Origin of the sequence: Bacteroides propionicigenes (assembly GCF_018390535.1) — a bacterium.
Classification (GTDB): Bacteria; Bacteroidota; Bacteroidia; order Bacteroidales; family Bacteroidaceae; genus Bacteroides; species Bacteroides propionicigenes.
Map to the genome: position 1 here is coordinate 283821 of NZ_JAHBBW010000004.1, position 17142 is coordinate 300962.

A 17142-nucleotide genomic window follows, 5' to 3' on the forward strand; every position below is an offset into this window, starting at 1 on the left:
ATTCGGTTAAAAGTTCTTTTTTATGTTTTCTTACATCCTGATTCACACTACTTCTTAATTATCACTGCTATTCCCTGACGTTCCAGTTCCTTGGCAGCTTTCTCTATGGCTTCATAGTGTTCGGGGGCAATTCCCAACTTCGGAAGGTCAAGCACGGGAAGTTCCTCGGAAATATGCATATCCTTATCTTCCACACGGTCGATAATCATACCTACGGCGCTGGTATTGTTGGTTATCGGGTCTATCAGGATGAAAGAGCCGGTGGCTTTGTTGGTTTGGTAAGGGTCAAAGAACAGCTCTTTGGCGGTAGTAAGCACTACGCGGGCAATTTGGTTCAACTGCATCGGCAGGGTTTCTTTCGTCAGTTGGCCGTTTTCGAGGGAGAGTTTCTCCATCGTATTGACATCCACTTTATACTTGATGTTGTCAATACGCGTGCGGCTCAAATTGGTAGTTTGCTTGATGAAGAAAGATTTGTTTACGTCCATCGGCTCCTCGTCCATCCATACCACCATAGCCTCAAAATTACGCTCCATCATCGGAAGATTGTCGGGATGCACCAGCATTTCTCCGCGCGAAACGTCAATCTCGTCTTCCAGCGTCAGCGTAACGGACTGCGGCGGGAAAGCATAATCCAATTCTCCCTCGTAAGTCACGATGCTCTTGATGTGCGACTTCTTTCCGGAAGGCAATGCCATCACCTCATCTCCCTTGCGGATAATACCCGAAGCCACCTTGCCGCAGAAGCCGCGGAAGTCAAGGTTGGGGCGCAGTACATACTGCACCGGGAAGCGGAAATCATTCAAGTTATGGTCATTATCGATGTGTACGGTTTCAAGGAAATCGAGCAAAGAAGTACCGTTGTACCAAGGCGTACGGTCTGATTTCTCCACTACATTGTCGCCGTCAAGCGCAGAAAGCGGAATGCAAGTCACATCGGGAATGCCCAGCGGAGCGATAAACTTCTTGTATTCGCCTACAATCTCATTGAAGCGTTCTTCGGAGAAATCCACCAAGTCCATTTTATTTACGGCAAGCACCACGTGCTTGATACCCAGCAAGGACACAAGGAAAGTATGGCGGCGTGTCTGCGTAATGACACCCATGCGGGCATCTACCAGAATAATCGCCAAGTTGGCGGTAGAACCGCCGGTAATCATGTTGCGCGTATATTGTTCGTGTCCCGGAGTGTCGGCAATGATAAACTTACGATTATTGGTGGAGAAATAGCGGTATGCCACGTCGATAGTGATACCCTGCTCCCGTTCCGCCTTCAAGCCGTCCAGCAACAAGGCGTAGTCTATGTGGTCACCGGCATTACCCATACGCTTGCTGTCACGCTCCAACGCATCCAACTGGTCTTCGTACAATTTCTTACTATCGAACAACAGACGTCCGATAAGCGTGGACTTTCCGTCATCCACCGAACCGGCAGTAAGGAAACGAAGCAAATCTTTCTGTTCGTCTTTATCAAGGAAAGCCTTTATATCAAGTCTTGAATCATTCATTTCTTAATTCTCAATTTTTAATTCTTAGTTTCTTAGAAATATCCCTCACGCTTCTTCTGCTCCATGCTTGCTTCTTGGTCGAAGTCGATAACGCGGGTAGTACGCTCACTCTTGGTGGTGGTCATCATCTCTTCCACAATCTTTTCGATTGTGTCGGCGCTGCTTTCCACAGCTCCCGTCAGCGGCCAGCAGCCCAACGTACGGAAACGTACCATACGCATCTCAATCTTTTCACGGTATTGTTCCGGCAGGCGTTCATCATCAGCCATAATCAGGTTACCGTCAATCTCCACGCAAGGACGCTCCTTCGCAAAGTACAAGGGGACGATAGGAATATTCTCCAGACGAATATATTGCCAGATATCCAGTTCCGTCCAGTTGCTCAACGGGAACACACGGATACTCTCTCCCTTATGGACACGTGCATTATAGATGTCCCACAATTCAGGACGCTGGTTCTTCGGATCCCATTGATGGAATTTATCGCGGAAAGAGAAAATACGTTCTTTCGCACGCGACTTCTCCTCGTCACGACGGGCGCCGCCGAAAGCCGCATCGAATTTGTACTTATCCAGTGCATGCAACAGAGCTTGCGTTTTCATCAAGTCGGTATGCACCTTACTGCCATGTGTAAAAGGTCCCACACCTGCTTCGAAAGCTTCCATGTTGCTCTCTACAATCAGGTTCCAACCATACTTCTTGGCATACTCGTCACGGAATTGAATCATTTCCTTGAACTTCCACTTAGAGTCGATATGCATCAACGGGAAAGGGACTTTACCCGGAGCAAAAGCCTTTTCGGCCAGACGTACCATCACCGATGAGTCCTTACCGATACTATACAGCATCACCGGATTCTCAAATTCCGCAGCCACTTCGCGGATAATATGAATAGACTCTGCTTCGAGTTCTTTCAAATGGCTCAGTTTATATTCTTCTTTCATTATATATTATTTCTTCTGAATTCTCGGTAAAATTAATTCCAGTAGCTTATTGACGGATTCTTCCAAACTCAATGCGGATGTGTCCAGTACCAATGCCGGATGAGCAGGAGCCTCGAAAGGTGCGGAAATGCCGGTGAAGTTCTTAATCTCTCCACGGCGCGCCTTTGCGTACAAGCCTTTTACATCCCTGCGTTCACACTCCTCAATGGGTGTACTGACGTACACTTCCAGAAAATCATCCTTTCCGATAATATTCGCCGCCATTTCGCGGATGTCATTGCTGGGACTGATAAAAGCCGCAATCGTTACAATGCCCGTATCTACAAACAGCTTGGACACCTCGGCTATACGGCGGATATTCTCTATTCGGTCCGCTTCCGTAAATCCCAAATTATTATTGATGCCGCTACGGATATTGTCGCCATCCAAAATACGGCAGAGCAATCCGCGCTTATGCAACTCACGCTCCAAAGCGATAGCTATCGTACTCTTGCCCGAACCGCTCAGCCCGGTAAACCAAATCATCACACTACGCTGCTTCAGGAGTTCTTCCTTGTCCTCGCGTGCCAGCATACGGTCGAAGATTGGATAAATATTGTTGTTATTTTCTATCATAATTCAATCAAAATGGCCAAATTAAGGGAATAAGAAATATAGAAATCAAGAAAGTGATAATATTCAGCGGAAGTCCGATACGAACAAAATCCGTGAACTTATAGTTACCGATACCCTGTACTATCAAGTTGGTCTGATAACCGATAGGCGTCGAGAAACTTGCCGAGGCAGCCATACAGATAACCACAAAGAAAGGCATCGGACTTACTCCCAACTGTGACGAAATGGAAAGCGCCAACGGAAAAGCAAGCGCAGCAGCGGCATTATTCGTTATCAATTCGGTAAAGAGGTTCGTAATAATGAAGACGGCAGCCAGCAACACTTGAGGCCCGTAATGTTCTGTCAGACCAATGATGTACTTAGCCACGGCATCCGCCACACCCGAATTTACCATCGCCTTACTGATAGCAAAAGCACAGGCAATCGTTATCAATATATCCCATGATATATATTTGGTATATTTACGGGCCGGGAAGATTTTTGTCCATGCCATTATAATAGTCGTAACAGACACAAAGAAAAACATATCCAGCTTGATATCCGGAAAAGCTTCCTTCACAGCCGGTAATTCGCCTACCGTAGCTCCGGTAATCATCAGAATCAGTAAAGCAAGTGCAAACCAACGCTTACCCTTGCTCGCAACAGGTTCAGTATCCTTGCCATTGGCAAGCATCACAAAGACGGAAGATTCCCCCCACGTCTGTACAAAAGAGTCGTCCGCCATAACAACCACCGTATCGCCTTCCCGGAAATATTCATTCTCCAAGCCCTGCGCATAACTCTGACCGTTACGCTTTATTTCTATAACCTCTGCACCGTAATGACGTTTAAAGTTGAAGTCCTTCAGTTTCTTGTTGATTCCCGGAAAACGAGCGCCCAATACAGCCTCCACCCTATGCAGGTCACTGTGTTCTTCCGGCTCGTCATCGGGCTTCACAGCATCCTTACGGACATCCGGCAGCAGCTTGGAAGAAAACAGAAACAAATAGATAATACCTGTTATCGCAATAAAAATCCCCACTTTACCAAGTTCAAACATGGTAAATCCTTCATAACCGGCATCCAGTATCATGCCATGCACCACCAAGTTTGTGGAAGTACCAATCAAAGTACAGATACCGCCCAGAATCGTTACATACGAAAGAGGAATCAGGAACTTCGTAGCCGGAAGCTTTACCGACTCCGCCCAACGCTTTATAATCGGAGCGAAAATTACAACAACAGGAGTATTATTCAGAAAAGCGGAGATAAAGGAAATTGTCGGCAACATTCTGAGCTGCGCCTTGAAAACAGTAGTTTTACCTTGTGGGAGGAGCTTCTTGATGAGTTGCCCCAATGCACCGGACTGGCGAATACCTTCACTGACCAAAAACAGCATCGCTACCGTAATCATCCCCTTGTTACTGAATCCTTCCAGCATTTCTTTGGGTGTCAGGATTCCTACGCAAAGGAATAACACCACAACCGAGAAAAGCACCATTCCCGGACGCATCTTGTCCAGAATCAAGGCCATCACCATGCCCAACAGCGCTAAAAGCACAAATATGATTTCAAACGTCATATATCTACGAGTCGTTATTTAATTACGCCTGGGCTCTACTATAAACCAGGGATTCAACAAATCTTCTTTATTATACCGTAAAGGCTCTTCCTTTCCGGCTTGATACACTTCCATACCGGCAGCCCGTGCAATGGCGTGCCCGGCGGCTGTATCCCACTCCATTGTCGGAGCAAAACGGGGATATACATCCGCTTTACCTTCCGCAACCAAACATATTTTGATAGAACTCCCGCTGGAAACCAATTCTACATCCGTATGACAACGCTTCATCTTTTCAATGTAGTCTTCGGTCTCGGAAGAAAGATGTGAACGGGACGCCACAATCACAAACTTATCATGTTTCTCCTGAACCGGCAAACAAACAGCCTTTGCCATTAACTCCTCCAACGACATACCACCGCGAGTTGTAATATCAGCCAGTTTATACGCTCCTAAACATTCTTCTGCAAAATAGAGTTCCTTCTTTACCGGAAGATAGATAACCCCCATTACCGGAATGGAATTGTGCACTAAAGCAATATTAACCGTAAACTCTCCATTTCGTTTTATGAACTCTTTCGTACCGTCCAGCGGGTCCACAATCCATAAAGTAGTCCACATACGCCTTTCCGTGTAGGGCAAATGCTTTCCTTCTTCGCTCAATAACGGATAAGGAGTATTACGCAGATAACCGGCAATCGTTTCATGCGCCTTTTTATCAGCAATCGTCAAAGGAGAATTATCCGCTTTCCTTTCTACCTGAAAGTCTGACGCCGGATCGTTGTAAATAGAAAGAATATCTTTACCCGCACACAGTGCTGCATCAATCGCGTCAAGTATATATCGTCGTTCCATATTGTATTCTAAAAATATACAAGGTGCAAAATTAAAAACTTTTCTACCGCCAAAAGTTTTTAATTTTGTTTTATAACTTCTTTTAAACGAAAAAGAGAAATTTATAAGTACTTTTCACAATCTTAGAAACCGATGTTTCATAATCATTTCCAGCGGATTATAAAAAAAGGCAGTAACTTCCCAGTTACTGCCCTATCTTGAAAGGAGGAAAATACCCCTTTCTTATGAATTACCAAAAAGAATTCAAATTAATTAATGCGATACAGCAGCCAAGCGCCCTGGAAATCCTGACGGTTAGGGTATTTAGCTTTGAAAGCGTCACGAGCATTGGCAGCCGAGTTTCTGTCTGCATATGTGCTTACAATCACACGATACATCGCTGCTTCTGCATTAAATGCAATAACCGCATTGTAGCCTTCCTTATCCAAGAAGTTCTTCAGGTTTTCCGCATTCGCTTTTACGCCGAAGCTACCGCATACAACGCTATAATCCTTCAGCCCGTCAACGCCCGATACTACCGTCACCTTTTCCTGACGAATTGTGCCTACCGGTGCACTTTCCACCACCTTAGCCTCTACAGGAGCGCTAACTACAGGAGCAACCTCCTCTACCGGTGCGGCAGTCTGCGGCTCTGCCAGTTCCTGTTGTTTAGCTTTTTCATATGCTTTCTTATAAGCGCTTTCACTTGACTTACAAGAAGAGAATGCCAGTACAATACATACTCCCATTCCTAACACTGCCAGTTTTTTCATCTTTTTCTTTTATTTTTTGTTAGTAACTATGTCTATTCTCAAATTACACTCAATACTTACGAAAAACATATTTAGTTCCTTCATAGTTCAATCGCATCTTCTTGCCTGTCAGTTCTTCCACCTTAAACGTCCTTTCGCCGGTATCTCCCCAGCCAAAGAATTTCTTATAGCTTTCCGAATTCACCAACTCCTCATGCGCAGCCTCGTTTCCGGAACTGTTATCCGGCCACAAAGTTATAGAAATTTCATCATCTTTCAACTTATAATAACCATAAAAACCTTCATAGTTTCCATTTTCATTCATACAATATGCCAGAAAACTACCTTTTTGAAAACCATAGAAAATACTGTCTACTTTCTGTACTTTACCGTCGGAATACTGATATTCGCGCAACTGCCATTTTCCTACCCAGTCAGAACCTCCGTCATTCATGCAAGACGTCAGTCCCGGTGCTATACACATCAAAAGTAATAGTATTGTCCCGTTCAGCAATTTTTTCATATACCACTTTTTTATTTAGGGAACAAAAGTACGCCGAACCGCTTATCTTCCCCCCTCCAATGCCGTTAAATATAATTAAAATCTACATTTTGTCGTTTTTCATGGCACATATTTCTAAAAAACAAGAATTATTGAACAATCATTCAAAATATTTTGTTAGCTTTGTCATATTAGACCTAATAAAAAGAAAGGAGTATTATTATGAAAGGATTAAATGTTTTAGCAGCGTTTTTAGGTGGTGCAGCAGTGGGCGCAGCCATCGGTGTTTTGTTTGCCCCGGAAAAAGGTGAAGATACGCGTCATAAGATTGCAGAAATCCTTCGCAAAAAAGGTATCCGGTTGAACCGTAATGAAATGGAAAACCTCGTTGATGAGATTGCCGCAGAAATTAAAGGCGAAGCAAACGAATAAATCAAACCACATTTCAAAACAAAGCCACTATGTTTGCAGATGACAACAGTATTGAGAATATCCAGCAGCTATTTTTCGATTTCAAGAAATATCTGGAACTACAAAAAAAATACACCCAGCTGGAAGTAGCGGAAAAGCTGACCATATTGCTTTCCACACTTATACTCGTGTTACTGGTCGTCATCCTCGGCATGGTGGCTTTGTTCTATCTATCCTTTACCCTGGCCTATATATTAGACCCCATAGTAGGCGGATTAATGGTGAGTTTTGCCATGATAAGTTGTTTCCACATCCTATTGATTGCACTAATCGTCATATTCCGCAAGAAATTCATTATTAATCCAATGACCAAATTCATTGCAGGATTATTCATAGATAACGACAAGAACTAAAATATCATGGATATGAATGAAACTTCCAAGACAGAGATTCTCACATTAGAAGACCTTCAACGCCAAAGAGCCGAAGCCTTAGAAGAGTTGCGTGCCCAAAAGCAGGTCATGTCCGATACCGCCCGTAATTTATTCGCCCCTATTGCTCCTGCAGCAGACAAAGGAACAGCTGTCATGCGGGCATTTAATACCGGCATGGCAATATTCGACGGAGTAATGCTTGGAATAAAGTTGATGAGAAAAGTCAGAAAAATATTCAGACCAAGAGGTTAAATCCCTATCACTTGTCCGCCAATCACACCTGCAATAGCGCTTGCCACTGCAATAATCACTTTCAGAATCTTATCCCAAACCGATACTTTGATACTCATAATTTTCATTTTTTAATCATTAAACACTAATAACTCATTACTATCATACTTTACACGACTTATCCCAGCGGATTATCTTTCTCTCCGTCATCAGGTAATCCATCACTGCCACCGGAGGAACTGCCATCAGTTGCCGTTTCCATACATTTCTCAAATTCTACTCCTTGCAATAAAGCACGGGTAGTACCCATAGCAGCGGGACGCGTATATTCCGGAGTAAACTGGCAACGTAACGCTGTCACCTGACTCGGATTTACATCTTCCGCTTTCTCCGTACCCTTACCTCGTGTACGAGCCTTCATGGTAAATGTACCCAAACCATTCAACCGCACCGTACGGCTATTTAGCAGATACATCCGCATTGTCGACATCAAGTTTCGGATTACATTCTGCACATCACCCGGCGTCAATGAAGATTTCTCGGCAATATTCTCTGCCAATAACTGCGTATCTACCGTTTTTCCCACTTTTTTCAGGCTCAAGTGCCATGTCTTCACACCTTCTTTTGTTGCAATTTGCGACTGTCTCGCATAATAAAATAGAGGCATATTATCTCTCCTTTACATTTTAAATTAAACATCTTTTTTAAAATCTCATTTCGTTGATCAACGATGCAAAGGTGAGAATATATACAGGCATAAACAAAGAAAACAGCCCCGCTGGAGCTGTTTTCTGAAAATGATTTATAATATGCTTATTTACTATCTGTTATATACTTCCGGTTTTACAGTTCATCTACCACATAACGTTCTATATTGCGCGTCTCCTTACTAAAGGGAACCAAAAAATTCAAGAAGCCATAACGAACTTCATCATTGGGAAACTTCAATGTGTAAAGTCTGTATGCCTATAGGCAATTTACGCATTTGTTCCATTCTATTTTTTTAGAAGCTATATGTAAATATACAGTTTTTCATTTACAAGCTCTGAAACAATTAATAAAACCAGCCGGAATCACTTTAAAAAAAGTAATTCCGGCTGGTTACACATCAAAAGGATATTGATTCTTAAATTTGTTATTAGTTCAATCCAACAGATTAGTCCTCATTGATTGTACAGATGCTGACACGATTCCAGTCAGCTTCTTCAAACATATTACCTACACCCTGACCTTCCGCAGTGATGCGATTTGCAGCAATCTTGTATCTATTGATAAGCAAATTCTTAACAGATTCTGCACGTTGCTTGGCAATACGGGCGTTCACATCGGCATTTCCTTCCGGCGAAGCGTAACCTTTGATAGATACGGTTGCATTTTTATGATTCTTCAGATAAGTAGCGATACGTTCTACGTTAGGAGTTTGTGAAGACTCTACAGAAGTTCCGCCCTGACGGAATGTTACAACTGATTCCAAAGTTTTCTTGTTATTGGTAACAGTTTCCGTAATTACTTTCGGAGCCTGGTTCTTGCAATCATTCAGAGCGGTTTCCAGCTCTGCAGCTTTTTGGTTGGCATCTTTCAGTGCTGCCGCATTGTTGTTAGCCTCCTGACGCAAGTTGTTAATCTGCTCATTCAGAGCATCTATTTCCGATTGATTATACGGCTTCACGAAAGTAAAGTAACGCTTACCGTTACTACAATTGAAGTGATACTTCAGTCCGGCTGTAAACTCCCAAGCTGCACGATTGGCGTTGAAACATACATTATCTGTTCCATCCGCACTCATGTCATACACTAAAGCAGGTTTGAAAGCCAAGGTCCACGCCTTTTCTTCACCCAGATTAAAGTTAAAGTTAAGACCCAATTTGCTTGACATACTGTTAAGATCACTTGCACCGTTTACGGCATAATGCAACCAACCGATACCGGCAACAGTTTCTACTTCAAAGAATCTTGGAGCACCTGTATAACCACAGAACAGGTTATTCAGATTCAATGTGCTCAGTAAGCTCAGATTAGTGTTATCAAATGCTGTTTGGCTTGAAGTAGTGTTTATGCTTGTCATCGCTTCAAACCCCAATCCTAATACCGGAGTAACTTGTTTATTCAAGCCCACTCCTAATACAGCTCTCATATCTTTGAAAAAAGCACTGTGAGTAAGAGGAGTAGTTCCACCTGCATTAAAACCTACTGACCAATTGTCTGTAAACTTGTTCCCTACTACAGCTTTCTGCGCATTAGCGGCTACAACAGCCATACATAATGCAATACTTACAATAATTTTTCTCATGTCTGTTTATTCTTTAAAATTCGGGGCACGAAAGTAGGAATAAAACAACATAATAGCTAATATTTAAAACTTAAAGTTAACAAAAAGAACAATGTTTCCTACTAATAGAGCAAAATATCAGTTTTATTATTCTATTAAGTTAGCGTCCAATTTTGACGTGTCCCCCAAGGAAAGCCGCCACAAGGCGGTTTCCTAATAAATAACGTCAAAAAAGGATATTGATTTTTAAGATTTATTGTTAGTTCAATCCGATAGTCAAGAGTAATAAATGTTCATAATCCCTACGTCCTTTAACAATTTCGCTGAAAAATTTCTTGAAATAAGCCAGCACAGACACACCCTGAATCTTACATGTGGAGATGATGGTATGATATACCGCTGAGACGCGGGCCATCCTGTCACTTCCGAAGAATAAAGAGTTCTTCCGCTCACCCACCAAGGGACGGATAAAACGTTCGGCAATGGAATTGTCGATTGAATAAGAGCCGTCATTCAAGTAGGCGAACAGCTGAGTCCAAAAAGTATCCATATAATTTATGGCCTTCTCCATCAACTCTCCACGGGGCGGATGACCGTCACTGAGCAAGACGTCAAGCTTACTGCGTAACTTTATGATTATTTCTTTGGTCTTCAAACTATTCCGGCAAAGCCTTATCTGTCCGGGGGACAACCTACCTTCATCATACTCCCGCTCCAGTTTGTAAAGCTCACCTATCAGCTCCAATATGAAAGCGGCATCCTTATCATCGCCCTGCTCCAATGCATACTTGAACTTAGCACGGGCATGAGCCATGCAACAGAGATGCTCCATATCGACCACATGGTCATCCAGATACATATAGGCATTGTAGCCGTCTGACTGAAGGGCTTTCACCTGACTGTCTCCCAGAATATACTTCAAGGCATCACGTCCTCTGGAACCGTCCTCGTAGCAATAGATAATATCACTGTTGTGACAAACCATATTGTCGGCACTCATGGTACGGTAAGAAAGTCCCTGACGATAAAGACGGGCATCTTTTGATTTTGTCTCAACGTCCTCTCCCCGAGCAGAAGCCTCACCGGACTGCGGCAGGGAGGACCCCAGATTACCGGCCAGCCGTTTATAATCGTCACGCTCTTTTTCTGCGGCCATGGCAGCCTTCTGCAAAGACAACAGTTCGTCAACCTTGGACAGCAGTTCATCTATCCGGGCCTCGTCACGGCGGATATGTTCAGCGTCCTGCTCACGGGCAGCCATCAGCGCTATTATCATTTTTGATTTTTCATCAGGGGTCATATCTGAATATGGGTCTGCAAAAGGTGCCGGAGTCTCCTCCCGTCCCTTAAGCTTCCTTGCGGAAGAAAACAGTTTCATTCCAGCAAGAGAATGACATCCTGCCAGTTGATTGAATAAATCTTCTCATCACCATCATAGGTTACATACAGAAACTTGTATCCGGGCCTGAAACGTCTCTCAAACATGCTGTAAGACATTTGGTCATAACTGAACAAACGAACCAGACGTAAATCTTTGGACATCACGATAAAAACATCGCCGTCTTCCGGTTCACGGTTCAACCGCTGATGGATGATGGATAAAACCTTGTCATATTTACAGCGCATATCGTGGAAATCACAAACAAAGAAAAAGCGGTTTAGTCCTGTTATATTCAACATAAGCCCTCCAGTTTCTCTAACAGGCTTTTCAAACCTGCGTAGCTTAAATTTTTCTAACTGATATGAACACCATTGCTCATGCGGATATCAACATGGATTCGAAGTTCGGTAGGCGAAGAAAGCCAGGTATCCACTTCCCGATTTTGTTCCGAGATTGGGGAAGGAATTTCATGCATTTCCGATTCCGGTGAGGGAACACCCAAAACCTGAACAGGAATTATCTTCTTTCGGGTATCCTTGTACCATTTTGCAAACAGGTTATAAGGAACTTTGTTGGACATACAGAATTTCTCAATCGAAACACCAGAGGGGAGGTTTTCCAATTTATAGCGCACAAACAGACGCTCAAAATCATTGTAACTATACATAAACTTTGCTTTTGATTTAACGAAAGCAAAGTTCTGCCTGCTATTTCGTTTATCCTATACGTCATTTTTGGACGCTAACTTTTTATTCATATTGAATAAAGTAACTATATCCCAAATATCACTTTATTATATTTTGTTGTTTCAAGTAAGTCTCGTGCAAAGGATAATATCTATACATACAAATAATGTAAATTACGGCTAAACCACCAATAACCGTAAAAAAATACACCCAATGATCTACCGGTAACCACAATAATCCTGCTACTATCAAAAATTGCAATACCATATAGATAACAGACACCACCACATGAGGTATCCTTAGTTCATTAGCCATTAACTGATATAAATGCTTACGATGCGGTAAGCCTATGTTCTCATGCAACATCAACCTGTGAAAAATTGTCAATACGCTATCCACTCCATATACTGACAGCAATATAATCCAACTAAAATCCCCTGTTTGGATAATCAGCTTTCCTAGCAAGAATAATAAAATAAAAGCAATACTTACCGACCCCACATCACCTGCAAAACATCGTGCTTTCTTTCTGAAGTTGAAGAAACAAAAAACCAGTACTGACATTATTACTGTATAAATCAGTTCTTGTTCCACAAACGGAGTAACTTCCTCATTGATATAAGCCAAAGACAGCAAAACTACCAATGAATAACCTCCAGTTATCCCGTTAATACCATCCATAAAGTTATAAGCATTAATAATACCTATACATATTATCAAAGCTATAATTATCCACCACCAAGATAAAGAGAATAATCCCCATTGGTAGAACATCAAAGCCATAGCCGAAAAATGGAACACCAATCTTAATTTCTGAGATGTGGAACGAATATCATCTATGAAACTAATAATAGCCACAAAAGTCAATGCTAACATAAACCATGGATACTCAAATCCACTCGTCAGAAAATATACCAATGCCCCGAAATAAAAGATAACTCCCCCACCACGCAGGGTTATTCGTGTATGACTGCTACGCTCATTAGGTTTATCAATGATATTATACTTATCCGCGACTTTAAAATAAAAAAGTTCTGCTAAAAATAGCAGAACTAAAATAATTAAATAATACATCATTTTATTATCTCTTTGTTAGAAAAACATCAAAAGTTTATTCGATTCTAAAGTTTTCCAATACATTTGTCGGCTTCCAACCTAATTCTCGTATTGCCTTTTTATTACTAAAAGTTAAGGACTCTGTTATTTTTTTCAATTTAGAAGTATTGATTGGAGCCCTTTTCCCAAGAACATTACCTAACAATGCCATACACTTAGCTATCCAATACGGAACTGATATCGGCAAAGACTTTCTCAACTGCTTACAAATAACTATTTCCAGTTCTCTAAATGTAGGTTGGTAACTGTCACAAACATTATAAACGCCTCCTTTTTCTGTTAACAAAGGGACTAATGTGGCAATATCCTGTACCAGAAGCACGCTCTTACGGGCTTTTCCTCCAGCAATGCTCATATATTTCCCACTACGAATTCCATTTATCATTGCTCCCAAATTACCCGGTGGATTAGGACCTGCAATTAAAGAAGGACGAATAATGCCTAACACCACCTCATTTTTACTACACCACTCTTGCAGAAACTCTTCTGCAAGACGCTTACTCATAGCATAAGGAGTTTTTCCATTTAAAGGATGTTCTTCTGTAATATTCTCACCAAAATCACACCCATAGACAGCAACTGTAGAAACAAAGACAAATGCTTTGGGTATTCCTGTTCTTTCCAATGCTGTACAAAGATTTTTAGTTCCTTGTAGATTCACATCGAAAAACAGTTGTTTCTCCTTTTCCGTTTTGGGTATCGAATGAGCTTTTCCGGCAGCATGTAGTACGATATCATATACTTCATTAAAAGCAGGGATCTCCTTAGCAATATTTATGGTATAATTATCACCAGGCATCAGCCCTACTGTTGTGACATCATACATATTCTTTAAAAGAGAATATATACTATTTCCCAAAAAACCAGAAGAACCTGTAAATAAAAGCCTCATAAATTTATAACTTTTTCAACTAAATAACTCACTATTGTAAGCACTCAATTTAGGGCATCCCCCCCTTTGTTAGGGCACTTTTCAGTGCCCTAAACCGTTTTTTGTTAATTAATTAGTTTTGAATTTAACATTAGCTGGTAGCCAAAGTGATTTTGTCAGAAACCCTATTAACATAATCCCTGCATCCGTTAAAGATATTTTTGAAAAGAGTTCCGATGAAGTTCCAAATAGAACTGCCATGAAGCTTTACCGTTCCTATTACATTGTGATAAGTTGCAGCCATCTCAGCGCCGGCATCACTGCCATAATGAAATGAATTATTACGCTGGGTAGTCAGCTTTCGAATAGTTCGCTCAGCAAGATTATTGTCTATCGGCAGTCCACCATCATCCAAGTAAGCAAATATCTCTTTCCAGAACCGATTCAGATAATAAAGACATCTCCATCACTTGACTCCCGGTGAAGTCACTCGCGAATGATAGACAACACACGACTGTGCTTACAACGCATATCGGTAAAGTCACGAACATAATAAAAATGATTGAGACCGGTAACACTCAGCATAAACCCTCCAGTTTCTCTACCATCCGAACTAAATCCCGGTAGCTTAAATTCTTTTGAGATAAATGCAATCCATTGTTTATGCGAATGTTACGGACAGGATTGTCATTATCGCTTTTTGATACTGTCTGAGGCTGATCAATAGGCTTGGATTTTTCCTCATGGTTAATCACAGGAACGCCATCAATCCGGACTTCAACTACTTTTTTGCGAGTATCCTTGAACCATTTCTGAAAGATGTTATAAGTAACATTGTGCTTAACACTAAACGATTGGAGAGATTCTCCATGAGGAAAAGACTCCGTCTGGTACTGAAAGTAAAACCTTTCAAGATCTTCACTGCTATACATAATTCTATAAATTGGGTTGGCAACGAAGATAGAACTTTCAATTAATAGCCAGTTTTTGACTACTTACTAGATTGTCCATAAGATAATTTTTAGTATTTAGTGTTGCCTATCTGAATTAATATCTTCTTTGATACAATATTCGCGTAATAAGCAATTATTAAACCTAAGATTATGACAAACGAATACTCTAAATAGTGACCATAACTTAAATCCCATCCACAAATAATCCATTTTTTATGGTTTAATATATCTCCAATGTATATGTTTGTTAGATAGGACTCCAAAGAAATCATCCCAAGAAAATTCAATGGAAATTGTATATTTGAAAGATTTTCTATTAGATAAACCAACACTATTACAAATGGTAATACAACAATCCATTTACAAAAAGAATTTGGGAACAAAAAAGAAGATAGGCCAAAAACAATCATGCTTACAACAGTAAGAAGCCCAAAGTTTATTTCTTTCCCTTCTTGAACATATTTTGCTATTGCCATTCCTATCAGAAATGATGGCGACCTTTTCAATGCATTGCTACCATACCAAAACCAGGTATAATTATCATCCTGACATAGTATCATTAGGGCGAAACTTATAATTGCAAGATAAAGCCATTTGAATCTCGCATTATATAACATAATATATAAAAGAGGAGAAAGTAAATAGAGTAATATAATTAATGAAACATACCATGCACCTCTTCCATTAATCCACCATGATAAGTTTGAAAAATGTAATAATGACTCATACAAGGACATGTCCTCAAAGAAAAACTTATAAATGTAATAACATACAGACAATATTGTAAATGGTTTGTATATTCTTAATACTCGTTTTATGTACCACTCCTTAAGAGATTTACCACTGTCAAATATATTTATATTCGATAACGAGCAAGCAATTCCTATACCAGAAAGTAATAAGAAAATGTCTACACCTATTTGTCCATTATTTACAATTTTGCTAAGAATGCCGGGCATCTTTACGTTATTTCCATATGCATGACATATTATTATAAGAAGTGTCCCCACTCCCATTAAAGAACTTCTTAACAAACTGATTTTCGACAAATTAAATAGCATACTAAATTATAGAAAGTGTCATATTACTAATGAAAGATATCTAAGATATATAATTAATTACCTTTTCAAAGATTTCATGCAATCCAAATTTTGACTCCCAACCTAGGTTTCTTAATTTCCGAGTCGATAAGCGTAACTTAGAAGCTGGAGCATATCCCATATTATCATTTAACTCGAAACGGACATTTATATTTGGATTGAAATTATCACGTAGATATTCTGCCATTTTACATGCAGAGATATATGTCTCTTCATTTGCCACATTATAAGCTTCTCCTGAATTGCCTTTTATAAGAATATAAATGATGGCAGAAACACAATCTTCTGTGTAACAATAAGGACGTGCAGATTCACCTGTAGTATGTAATACAATATCCTTTCCTTGTGCAGTAAGTCGTGCAAATTGTGCTATTATTCGATTATCGTCTATCGCAAAACCAGCACCCGTTGTTTGAGTAAGTCGAGCGACTTTAACTGGCACATTATATTCATCGGCATAAAGGCAACAAAGATTTTCTGCAGCGCGTTTTGCCATTGGATAACTACTTCTCACAGACATTGGATCTAAATATCCTTGTACATCTTCTGTCACAGGCTCGTTATCATCAATAATTGTGCCATAAATTTCCAAAGAAGAAAGAAAAACAAACCCTTTGATATCTGAACTAGCAGCATATTTAAGTAACACTTTTGTTGTGTCGTAAATGAATTCTGAAGTTTCAACAGGATGCTTTATAAAAAAAATACTGGCAGTAGGTGCCGCACAGTGAATAATATAATCAACGCCCAAAATTTCAGAATAGTCAAATTCAATTAGATTACCTTCAATAAAATCAATATATGGAATCTCTTCATCTGTAAATTTTAGTTTTGCTTTAGCGCAATTTCTAACAGGAGCAGTAATCCTAATTCCCAAATTCAATGATAGTAAGGTGTGAATTAATGAAGATCCAATCAATCCTGAAGCTCCAGTTATGAGAAATTTTGTCTGCTTCAGTTGCGAAGTAAAGTTGTGTAGATTCATATAATCAGTA

General features: G+C 40.6%; 21 protein-coding genes and 1 pseudogene. 3 read left to right on the top strand and 19 right to left on the bottom strand.

Annotated features, from left to right (window positions below; all coding sequences use genetic code 11):
* Nucleotides 1-47: 47 nt before the first annotated feature.
* The 7 genes from cysN to KG118_RS08070 form a co-directional block, all read right to left on the bottom strand.
* The gene (gene cysN, locus KG118_RS08040) at nt 48-1508 is read right to left on the bottom strand and encodes a sulfate adenylyltransferase subunit CysN (protein ID WP_117712605.1); all 1461 of its coding nucleotides are present in this window, start codon (nt 1506-1508) and stop codon (nt 48-50) included.
* Nucleotides 1509-1540: 32 nt separating this feature from the next.
* A complete protein-coding gene (gene cysD, locus KG118_RS08045) occupies nt 1541-2452 on the bottom strand; it encodes a sulfate adenylyltransferase subunit CysD (protein ID WP_117712606.1) in 912 nt (303 codons plus the stop codon).
* 6 nt (nt 2453-2458) lie between these two features.
* Entirely contained in the window at nt 2459-3067 is a 609-nt protein-coding gene (cysC, locus tag KG118_RS08050; RefSeq protein WP_117712608.1) for an adenylyl-sulfate kinase, read from the bottom strand.
* Nucleotides 3068-3074: 7 nt separating this feature from the next.
* Nucleotides 3075-4628, bottom strand: coding sequence for an SLC13 family permease (locus tag KG118_RS08055; RefSeq protein ID WP_117712610.1), 1554 nt, complete (start codon nt 4626-4628; stop codon nt 3075-3077).
* 18 nt (nt 4629-4646) lie between these two features.
* The gene (gene cysQ, locus KG118_RS08060; RefSeq protein ID WP_117712612.1) at nt 4647-5462 is read right to left on the bottom strand and encodes a 3'(2'),5'-bisphosphate nucleotidase CysQ; all 816 of its coding nucleotides are present in this window, start codon (nt 5460-5462) and stop codon (nt 4647-4649) included.
* A 248-nt stretch (nt 5463-5710) separates the two neighbouring features.
* Nucleotides 5711-6214 carry an SPOR domain-containing protein gene (locus tag KG118_RS08065; RefSeq protein WP_117712621.1) on the bottom strand — a complete coding sequence of 168 codons (504 nt, stop codon included), beginning with the start codon at nt 6212-6214 and terminating at the stop codon, nt 5711-5713.
* A 49-nt stretch (nt 6215-6263) separates the two neighbouring features.
* Nucleotides 6264-6716, bottom strand: coding sequence for a lipocalin-like domain-containing protein (locus tag KG118_RS08070; RefSeq protein WP_117712623.1), 453 nt, complete (start codon nt 6714-6716; stop codon nt 6264-6266).
* A gap of 201 nt (nt 6717-6917) precedes the next feature.
* Here KG118_RS08070 and KG118_RS08075 point away from each other — a divergent pair, with 201 nt between their 5' ends.
* From KG118_RS08075 to KG118_RS08085, 3 genes are read left to right on the top strand one after another with little or no spacing between them, the layout of a single operon-like run.
* Nucleotides 6918-7127 (top strand): YtxH domain-containing protein, encoded by a 210-nt coding sequence (locus KG118_RS08075; RefSeq protein WP_117712625.1) that lies wholly within the window; start codon nt 6918-6920, stop codon nt 7125-7127.
* Between the two features lie 29 nt (nt 7128-7156).
* Nucleotides 7157-7519: a phage holin family protein gene (locus KG118_RS08080; RefSeq protein ID WP_117712627.1), complete on the top strand. Its 363-nt coding sequence runs from the start codon at nt 7157-7159 to the stop codon at nt 7517-7519.
* A gap of 6 nt (nt 7520-7525) precedes the next feature.
* The gene (locus KG118_RS08085; protein WP_117712629.1) at nt 7526-7792 is read left to right on the top strand and encodes a hypothetical protein; all 267 of its coding nucleotides are present in this window, start codon (nt 7526-7528) and stop codon (nt 7790-7792) included.
* Here the strand turns inward: KG118_RS08085 and KG118_RS08090 are convergent.
* The 12 genes and pseudogenes from KG118_RS08090 to KG118_RS08140 all read right to left on the bottom strand — a co-directional run bounded on the left by KG118_RS08090 (nt 7789) and on the right by KG118_RS08140 (nt 17132).
* Nucleotides 7789-7884, bottom strand: a complete 96-nt coding sequence (locus tag KG118_RS08090) for a smalltalk protein (protein WP_158561007.1) — start codon at nt 7882-7884, stop codon at nt 7789-7791. The genes KG118_RS08085 and KG118_RS08090 overlap by 4 nt on opposite strands.
* 65 nt (nt 7885-7949) lie before the next feature.
* Nucleotides 7950-8438 carry an HU family DNA-binding protein gene (locus KG118_RS08095; RefSeq protein ID WP_117712631.1) on the bottom strand — a complete coding sequence of 163 codons (489 nt, stop codon included), beginning with the start codon at nt 8436-8438 and terminating at the stop codon, nt 7950-7952.
* Nucleotides 8439-8927: 489 nt separating this feature from the next.
* Entirely contained in the window at nt 8928-10061 is a 1134-nt protein-coding gene (locus KG118_RS08100) for an OmpA family protein (protein ID WP_117712632.1), read from the bottom strand.
* A gap of 238 nt (nt 10062-10299) precedes the next feature.
* Nucleotides 10300-11316, bottom strand: a complete 1017-nt coding sequence (locus tag KG118_RS08105; RefSeq protein WP_233514911.1) for an IS66 family transposase — start codon at nt 11314-11316, stop codon at nt 10300-10302.
* A gap of 98 nt (nt 11317-11414) precedes the next feature.
* The gene (tnpB, locus tag KG118_RS08110; protein WP_117712636.1) at nt 11415-11720 is read right to left on the bottom strand and encodes an IS66 family insertion sequence element accessory protein TnpB; all 306 of its coding nucleotides are present in this window, start codon (nt 11718-11720) and stop codon (nt 11415-11417) included.
* A gap of 53 nt (nt 11721-11773) precedes the next feature.
* Nucleotides 11774-12088 (bottom strand): hypothetical protein, encoded by a 315-nt coding sequence (locus KG118_RS08115; protein ID WP_117712638.1) that lies wholly within the window; start codon nt 12086-12088, stop codon nt 11774-11776.
* A 118-nt stretch (nt 12089-12206) separates the two neighbouring features.
* The gene (locus tag KG118_RS08120; protein ID WP_117712708.1) at nt 12207-13181 is read right to left on the bottom strand and encodes an MraY family glycosyltransferase; all 975 of its coding nucleotides are present in this window, start codon (nt 13179-13181) and stop codon (nt 12207-12209) included.
* Nucleotides 13182-13218: 37 nt separating this feature from the next.
* On the bottom strand, nt 13219-14115 hold the full coding sequence (locus tag KG118_RS08125; RefSeq protein WP_117712640.1) for an NAD-dependent epimerase/dehydratase family protein: 897 nt from the start codon (nt 14113-14115) through the stop codon (nt 13219-13221).
* Nucleotides 14116-14245: 130 nt separating this feature from the next.
* Nucleotides 14246-14551 (bottom strand): annotated as a pseudogene (locus KG118_RS08130) (IS66 family transposase); the annotation flags it as partial.
* A gap of 121 nt (nt 14552-14672) precedes the next feature.
* Nucleotides 14673-15026 carry a hypothetical protein gene (locus tag KG118_RS17460; protein WP_117712641.1) on the bottom strand — a complete coding sequence of 118 codons (354 nt, stop codon included), beginning with the start codon at nt 15024-15026 and terminating at the stop codon, nt 14673-14675.
* Nucleotides 15027-15115: 89 nt separating this feature from the next.
* Complete coding sequence (locus KG118_RS08135) at nt 15116-16063, bottom strand: acyltransferase family protein (RefSeq protein ID WP_158561005.1); 948 nt, start codon at nt 16061-16063, stop codon at nt 15116-15118.
* Nucleotides 16064-16148: 85 nt separating this feature from the next.
* A complete protein-coding gene (locus KG118_RS08140; protein WP_117712645.1) occupies nt 16149-17132 on the bottom strand; it encodes an NAD-dependent epimerase/dehydratase family protein in 984 nt (327 codons plus the stop codon).
* Nucleotides 17133-17142: the final 10 nt, after the last annotated feature.

Bases quoted from the DNA above. Each gene is read 5' to 3' on its own strand.
- cysN (WP_117712605.1), bottom strand. From the start codon at position 1,508: ATGAATGATTCAAGACTTGATATAAAGGCTTTCCTTGATAAAGACGAA.
- cysD (WP_117712606.1), bottom strand. From the start codon at position 2,452: ATGAAAGAAGAATATAAACTGAGCCATTTGAAAGAACTCGAAGCAGAG.
- cysC (WP_117712608.1), bottom strand. From the start codon at position 3,067: ATGATAGAAAATAACAACAATATTTATCCAATCTTCGACCGTATGCTG.
- KG118_RS08055 (WP_117712610.1), bottom strand. From the start codon at position 4,628: ATGACGTTTGAAATCATATTTGTGCTTTTAGCGCTGTTGGGCATGGTG.
- cysQ (WP_117712612.1), bottom strand. From the start codon at position 5,462: ATGGAACGACGATATATACTTGACGCGATTGATGCAGCACTGTGTGCG.
- KG118_RS08065 (WP_117712621.1), bottom strand. From the start codon at position 6,214: ATGAAAAAACTGGCAGTGTTAGGAATGGGAGTATGTATTGTACTGGCA.
- KG118_RS08070 (WP_117712623.1), bottom strand. From the start codon at position 6,716: ATGAAAAAATTGCTGAACGGGACAATACTATTACTTTTGATGTGTATA.
- KG118_RS08075 (WP_117712625.1), top strand. From the start codon at position 6,918: ATGAAAGGATTAAATGTTTTAGCAGCGTTTTTAGGTGGTGCAGCAGTG.
- KG118_RS08080 (WP_117712627.1), top strand. From the start codon at position 7,157: ATGTTTGCAGATGACAACAGTATTGAGAATATCCAGCAGCTATTTTTC.
- KG118_RS08085 (WP_117712629.1), top strand. From the start codon at position 7,526: ATGGATATGAATGAAACTTCCAAGACAGAGATTCTCACATTAGAAGAC.
- KG118_RS08095 (WP_117712631.1), bottom strand. From the start codon at position 8,438: ATGCCTCTATTTTATTATGCGAGACAGTCGCAAATTGCAACAAAAGAA.
- KG118_RS08100 (WP_117712632.1), bottom strand. From the start codon at position 10,061: ATGAGAAAAATTATTGTAAGTATTGCATTATGTATGGCTGTTGTAGCC.
- KG118_RS08105 (WP_233514911.1), bottom strand. From the start codon at position 11,316: ATGATAATAGCGCTGATGGCTGCCCGTGAGCAGGACGCTGAACATATC.
- tnpB (WP_117712636.1), bottom strand. From the start codon at position 11,720: ATGTTGAATATAACAGGACTAAACCGCTTTTTCTTTGTTTGTGATTTC.
- KG118_RS08115 (WP_117712638.1), bottom strand. From the start codon at position 12,088: ATGTATAGTTACAATGATTTTGAGCGTCTGTTTGTGCGCTATAAATTG.
- KG118_RS08120 (WP_117712708.1), bottom strand. From the start codon at position 13,181: ATGTATTATTTAATTATTTTAGTTCTGCTATTTTTAGCAGAACTTTTT.
- KG118_RS08125 (WP_117712640.1), bottom strand. From the start codon at position 14,115: ATGAGGCTTTTATTTACAGGTTCTTCTGGTTTTTTGGGAAATAGTATA.
- KG118_RS17460 (WP_117712641.1), bottom strand. From the start codon at position 15,026: ATGTATAGCAGTGAAGATCTTGAAAGGTTTTACTTTCAGTACCAGACG.
- KG118_RS08135 (WP_158561005.1), bottom strand. From the start codon at position 16,063: ATGGGAGTGGGGACACTTCTTATAATAATATGTCATGCATATGGAAAT.
- KG118_RS08140 (WP_117712645.1), bottom strand. From the start codon at position 17,132: ATGAATCTACACAACTTTACTTCGCAACTGAAGCAGACAAAATTTCTC.